This window comes from Gemmatimonas sp. UBA7669, from assembly GCF_002483225.1.
Lineage (GTDB): Bacteria > Gemmatimonadota > Gemmatimonadetes > Gemmatimonadales > Gemmatimonadaceae > Gemmatimonas.
The window spans coordinates 68,461-74,527 of record NZ_DLHL01000016.1; the positions used below are offsets into that span (position 1 = coordinate 68,461).

General features: G+C 66.6%; 3 protein-coding genes and 1 pseudogene. All 4 read left to right on the forward strand.

What is annotated here, in order from left to right:
• The first annotated feature begins 23 nt into the window (after window positions 1-23).
• Window positions 24-812, forward strand: a complete 789-nt coding sequence (locus B2747_RS05925) for a zinc-ribbon domain-containing protein (RefSeq protein WP_291157848.1) — start codon at window positions 24-26, stop codon at window positions 810-812.
• Between the two features lie 176 nt (window positions 813-988).
• Window positions 989-4,111 carry a GAF domain-containing protein gene (locus B2747_RS05930; RefSeq protein WP_291157850.1) on the forward strand — a complete coding sequence of 1,041 codons (3,123 nt, stop codon included), beginning with the start codon at window positions 989-991 and terminating at the stop codon, window positions 4,109-4,111.
• Between the two features lie 23 nt (window positions 4,112-4,134).
• Window positions 4,135-5,241, forward strand: coding sequence for an HD domain-containing phosphohydrolase (locus B2747_RS05935; protein WP_291157853.1), 1,107 nt, complete (start codon window positions 4,135-4,137; stop codon window positions 5,239-5,241).
• 232 nt (window positions 5,242-5,473) lie between these two features.
• Window positions 5,474-6,067: pseudogene (locus tag B2747_RS05940) on the forward strand (hypothetical protein); the annotation flags it as partial.

The window sequence follows — 6,067 nt, forward strand, 5'->3', positions numbered from 1 at the left end:
AATTCTACTAACTTTCCGTCCTCATGACCTCTTCGACTGCTTCCGGCCGGCCCGCTGCCGGCGCCGCGTTCTGTGCGGCCTGTGGTGCCCCCCTGTCCACCGGTGCCCGCTTCTGTCATCGCTGTGGTACGCCAGCCGGTCAGGGCGCGCCCGTTGCCGGCCAACCCGCCGCGCCCGGCGGCGTGGCGGCGGTCCTGCCCTGGGGCGTGGCTTTTGTGGCCCTGCTGGCGCTCGTGGCCATGTTTGCCGGCCGCAACTTTGGCGCCGCCAAGGGATCGAGCATCGACGGCAGTGCCAACTCCCTTGCTACGCAGGCCATTGACGGTCCGGCGGCAGCGGCGGCGCCGTTTGCCGGCGGTGCGGCGGCGGCAGGCGGGCGGGCCCCGGATCTCAGCAACATGACCCCGAGTGAGATCGCCTCACGGCTGTTCAACCGCGTGATGGAGCTCGCGGAGGCGGGCAAGGTCGACTCGGCGGTCTTCATCGGAGAGCGCATGGCCCTCCCTGCGCACGAGATGCTGCCTGAGATCACCATCGACGAGCGGTATCACTATGGTCGGCTGGCCGAGGTGGTGAACAACGCGGGCGTGGCCCGGGCCCAGGCGGACACCATTCTGCAGCGGGAGCCCAACCACCTGCTCGGCCTGCTGCTGCGCGTGCGTGCGGCCCGGATGGACAAGGACGCGGCCACGGAGCGGCAGTACAATACGCGCTTTCTGGCGGCGCTTGAGAAGGAGCGGAACGCCGACCGCGAGGAGTATCGCGTCCACAAGGCCGAGATCGATCGCGCGGAAGCCGAAGCGCGGAAGTAGCAGTAGCCACCAAAGAAGCGGCCACATTGCTAACGGGAATTCACGCGGGTCGGATTGCCGACCCGCGCAATTGGTGGTAGGGTCTAGGGACGGGCGATGCGAAGCCGTATGCCCCCGCCTGCCCGCCTCACTCCCCGGCGGGTCCCGAATTGTCCCGTGATGAACGCATTCGCCGCATGACCGCCCCCACTTCCTCGGGCATCGTGCCCCCGGACGGGGCCATTCCACCGGCGCTTTCCCATCTCGTGCGCGATCTCGCGACGGGCGTGGTGACCAAGCGGGCACTGTTTGCCCGACTGGCCGACACGGCCCGCGACCTGACAAGGGCCGAGGGCAGCGCCGTTATCGAGATGGAAAGCGACGAACACTATCGCATCATCGCCCCCAGTGGGTCGGTGAGCCGCCTCGACGGCATGGTCATGCCGATGATGGCTGACCGCTCGATCTTCCGCGACGTGGTGCACACGCGCGAGACGCAGTTCAGCAATGATGCGCCCAACGACCCGCGCATCAATCCGGCGGTCGCAGAACCCATCAACGTCCAGCAGCTGGTGGTGTCGCCCATTGTGCTGGACGATGCCGTGGTGGGTCTGCTGGCGGTCATCAATCCCGAGGCAGGCGAGGTGCGACCGGAGCATATTGCCTGGCTCGAGCATCTGGTGTGGTACGGCTCGCTGGTCATGCGCAGCCTGCAGTTGGTCAGTGCGTCAGAGACCGCCGCCACTGAAGCACGCGCCCGGGCGGCCGAGGCGGCCCGGGTGGCCCACACCAATGCCGTGCTGGCGCGTGGGGCGCAGTTGTTCACCACCGTCGAGCGACGCGACGACTTGTTTCGCGCGTTCGGTGAGTTGCTGCGCAGCGAGTTTGGCGCTGACGGCTTCGCGCTCTACGACGCGCAATCGCGCCTGCGCCTGGCGCGCCTCGAACACCAGGAAGGGCGCTTTACGCTCCCCGGTCCTGCTGTAGCTCGGGATTTCTGGATGACGAGCGCCGCCCAGGCGGTGCAGAACGGCATCCCGCTCTTCTTCGAAGATTGTACGGTGCCGCCGCCGCAAGGTGACGAAGCCATCGCGCGCCTGCTGCTGGCTGCCGGCATCCACGCCATGGCGCTGTTGCCGATGCGCAGTGACGACAAGGTGCGTGGCCTCGTGTCGGTGCGCTTCGCCACGCCGCAGGTGTTCGATGCCGATGAGCGCCAACTGCTGGTCGACATCGTCAATCAGTTCGCGCTGGCGCATGGCAACCTGCGCTATGTCGACGAGCTTGAAGAGCGGACGCAGCGTCTCTCGCGCCTGGCAAAGGCGCAGCAGCAACTCACACAGCTGTCGTCGGAAGACTCGCTGCCCGGCGGCATTGCGGAGGCCGTGTACCAGGTCCTGCCAAGCGCGGTGTGTGAGTTGCTCGTGGTGCAGGGCAGTGAGCTGCATCGGGTCGTGCGACTCGAGCAGGGACAGCATGTGAGCGTGGACTTGGCGCCACTGGCGGACCTGCGCCTCGCACGCGACACGGCCGACAGCGGTATATCCCGCATGGCAACGCATCTCACCAGCGGGGCTGATGTGGTGCGCGGCTCAAGTGAGCTCTGCGCCGCCGTGCGATTCGGTTTGCGCAGCGCGGGCGTCATTCGCCTTCTGCACCGCGGTGATGAGGCGTTCGAGGCCCAGGATCTCGATCTCATCACCATTCTTGCGCGGCACGCGGGTACGGCGCTCGAGACCGCACGCCTGTTTTCGCTGCAGGACCTGCAGCGCCAGCGGGCCGAAGGTGCCGCCGATCTGGCGCGCGCCACGCTGTCGGCCACCAGTGTGGCCGAAGGCGCGAGTGAACTCTTGCATGTGCTCGATCGCTACGTCCCGTCCATCGGCAAAGCCATAGGTGTCGCCCGTGGACGAGACGGGCGCATGGAGTTCGTGGCAGGCGGCGGGACGCTCGAGTCACTGCGCAGTACCGACCGCGCCACGCGGTTGTCCATGAACCACCTCGCGCCCGATGGGCAACCGGTGGTGTTCCCGAGTTTGCGCGATGCGGCACCGGCGGAACTGGCCGCCGATGCGCCGGACGAATGGGCGCTGGCCATCCCGCTGGCGGCGCGTGAGCGCACGCTTGGCGTCCTGCTGGTGACCACGCCACCGTCTGCGCCGCTGCTGCGTCGCGATCGCATCACACTCGAGCGACTGTCGGCCTCACTGGCCCTCGCGCTCGACGCCTTGCTGCTCGATGAGGAAGAGCGCCTGGCGCGCGAGCGGGAGCACCTGCTCGCCACTGCACTCACCACCATCAACCACCCGATCTTCATTCTCGACAAGGTGGGGGTGCGCTACGCCAATCCGGCGGCCGCGCGCGAGTATGGCTGGAGTCAGGCCGAGCTCATGGACATGCAGTTCGATCAGCTCGTGGTGGGTGAGGACACCAGACAGGGGCACGAGACCGGCTCTGGTGTCGTCGAGCCCGGGGTGCGGTTGAGTCACGACACGCATCAGCGTCGTGACGGCAGCGAGTTCCCGGCGGCCGTGTCGCTGAGTCCCTTGCTCGGACACGATGGCGACCTGCTGGGTCAGGTGGTGAGCGTGCGCAACGTGAGCGCCGATCGCCGCCTGCAGGAACAGCTGCGGCAGACCGAGAAGATGGTCGCGCTCGGCGAACTCGTGGCGGGCGTGGCGCATGAGATCAACAATCCGCTCACCGGCATCTCCGCGTTTGCGCAACTGCTGCTCGAGGAGGAGCTGGCGGGCGATCAGCGCGAATCGGTGGGGCTCATCAAGCAGGAGTGCGACCGCGCCAAGCGTGTGATTGATGACCTGTTGCTGTTTGCGCGCAAGGGCGAGCGGGATGCAGGGCCGGTGGACGTGAACGCCGTGCTGGAGCACACCCTGCGCCTGCGCGCCTATCCGCTGCGCAACAGCAAGGTCGAGGTGAAGTTGCAGCTTGACCCCTGCCGACCGCAGGTGAGTGGCGACAGCCAGAAGCTCCAGCAGGTGCTGCTCAACCTCATCGCCAACGCCGAATTCGCCATGCAGGAGCGTGAGGTCCGTACGCTGGTCCTCGGCACCAAGTGTGAACAGGAGCAGGTGTTCATCACCGTGCGGGACAGCGGAAAGGGGATGACACCGGACGTCCGCCGCCGCATCTTCGAACCGTTCTTCAGCACCAAGCCCGCCGGTGTCGGAACCGGACTCGGCCTCAGCGTCAGTTACGGCATCATCAGCGCCCACAATGGGGCCATTGCTGTGGACTCCGAGCCCGATGTCGGAACCCTCGTCACCATCACTCTGCCGTCCTTGCCGAACGCCACTGAATGAACACGCCTGCCAGCAACCGGACCGTGACGCGTTCGCCGGTCGATCCTGTGCGCGCCATCGAAGTGGCCGGCGCGGCCATGGTGGAAGACAGCCCTCGCCGCATTCTCGTGGTGGATGACGAGACCACCATCCGTCTCGCGCTCAGTCGTTTTCTTCGCACGCGGGGCTTTGAGGTGGAGGCGGCGGAATCGGGTCATGCCGCGCTCGAGGTGCTCGAACGGCAGCGCTTCTCGCTCATGCTCTGCGATCTGCGCATGCCGGGCATGACGGGGCTCGAAGTCGTGCCGCAAGCGCTGCAGCGCGACGGTGACCTGGGCATCATCATGCTCACGGCTGTCAACGACGCCGGCTCCGCGACCGAGGCCCTGAGCAAGGGCGCCTTTGATTATCTGACGAAGCCGGTGGAGTTGCCCGATCTGCAGGCGGCGGTCGAGCGCGCCATGCAGCGACGCACGCGCAGCATGGAGCAGCGCGCCGTCGACCGGCTCATCCGGGAAGAGGTGGCGCTGCGCACGGTACAACTCGAGCGCGAAAAGGTGGCGCTGCGCGATCTCACGGTGAGCATTGCGGAAACGCTGATCAACGCGATGGAGGCCAAGGATCTCTATCTGCGCGGTCATTCGCAGCGTGTGGCGGAGTTGGGCGCGGCGATTGCCGCCGAATTGGGAGAAGCCGACGCTGTGGTGGAGCTCGTGCACACGGCGGGCCGCTTGCATGACGTCGGCAAGATTGGCATTCGCGAATCGGTGCTGAACAAGAATGGCCCGCTCTCGGCCGACGAGTTCGCGCATGTCAAGGATCACGTGAAGATCGGCCTCGAGATCCTGCAGCCTCTGGGCCACCTCGGCGACGCCCTGCTGTTCATTCGGGACCATCACGAGCATTGGAACGGCGGCGGGTATCCATATGGCCGGGCCGGCGCGGACATCACGATTGGTGGTCGCGTCCTCACCGCCGCCGACGCGTTTGACGCGCTGACCTCCAAACGGGCGTATCGGGATCCCATGACGGCCGCCGCGACGCTGGACTACATGCACAGCCAGGCGGGCAAGCTGGTGGAGCCGCGGGTGTATGAGGCGCTGCGCCGGGTCATCGAGCGAGGGGAACTGGCGGGCATCCCGCGGTTGTAGCTTCGCCGTCTCGCGTGCCGTTCCTTCCCGCCCCTCACCTTACGCCCCCCGACCTTACGCTTCTATTTGGTCCCCCTTCCCGCCCCTCACCTTACGCCCCCCACCTTACGCCTTTATTTGGTACGTCCTCTTGACTCCACGAACAGCCTGGAGTATTAGAGCGAGTCCGAATTCACGCGCCCATTCCGGGAGCGTCATCCTGAGTACCAAAGACCCCGAGCGGGAGGCCGTCATGCCGCGTGGTGACGAGTTGGAAAAGCTCCATCTGATCGACGACGACATGGATGATCTGGGGGGCTATGGCCGCTCGTCGTATGACGAGGATGACGAGGAAGACGGCTACAGCATGCCGCGCGAAGACGGTGAGTCCCTCTGGGACAGTACCGACGACGACGATGACGAGGACGACGAGGACGAGGACGATTACGACGGCTATGAGGACGATGGCCTGATCGAGGACGACGACGAGGACGACCTGTTCGGTCGCCCGCCCGTGCGTCGTGGCCCCGGCCGTCCTCCCAAGAACCCCGGTGCCCCGAAGCCGGCCCCCAAGCCCAAGGCCCCCAAGCCGGCGCCCGCGCCTGCCCCGGAACCGGCTGCTGATGAGCCCGCCGACGTGAGCGACGTGGTGGAGACCGCGCCGGTCGCGGAAGCCGCACCCGCCAAGGTGTCCAAGCCGAAGGCGCCCAAAGCGCCCAAGGCTCCGGCTCCCAAGGCTGAGGTGAAGGCCGAGGTAAAGGCTGAAGCGCCAAAGGCCGTCGCCAAGAAGCCGGAAGCCAAGAAGGCCCCGACGGCCAAGGCTCCGGCCAAGAAGGCGCCGGCCAAG

Coding starts and splice junctions, on each gene's coding strand:
- B2747_RS05925 (WP_291157848.1), top strand. CDS start 24: ATGACCTCTTCGACTGCTTCCGGCCGGCCCGCTGCCGGCGCCGCGTTC.
- B2747_RS05930 (WP_291157850.1), top strand. CDS start 989: ATGACCGCCCCCACTTCCTCGGGCATCGTGCCCCCGGACGGGGCCATT.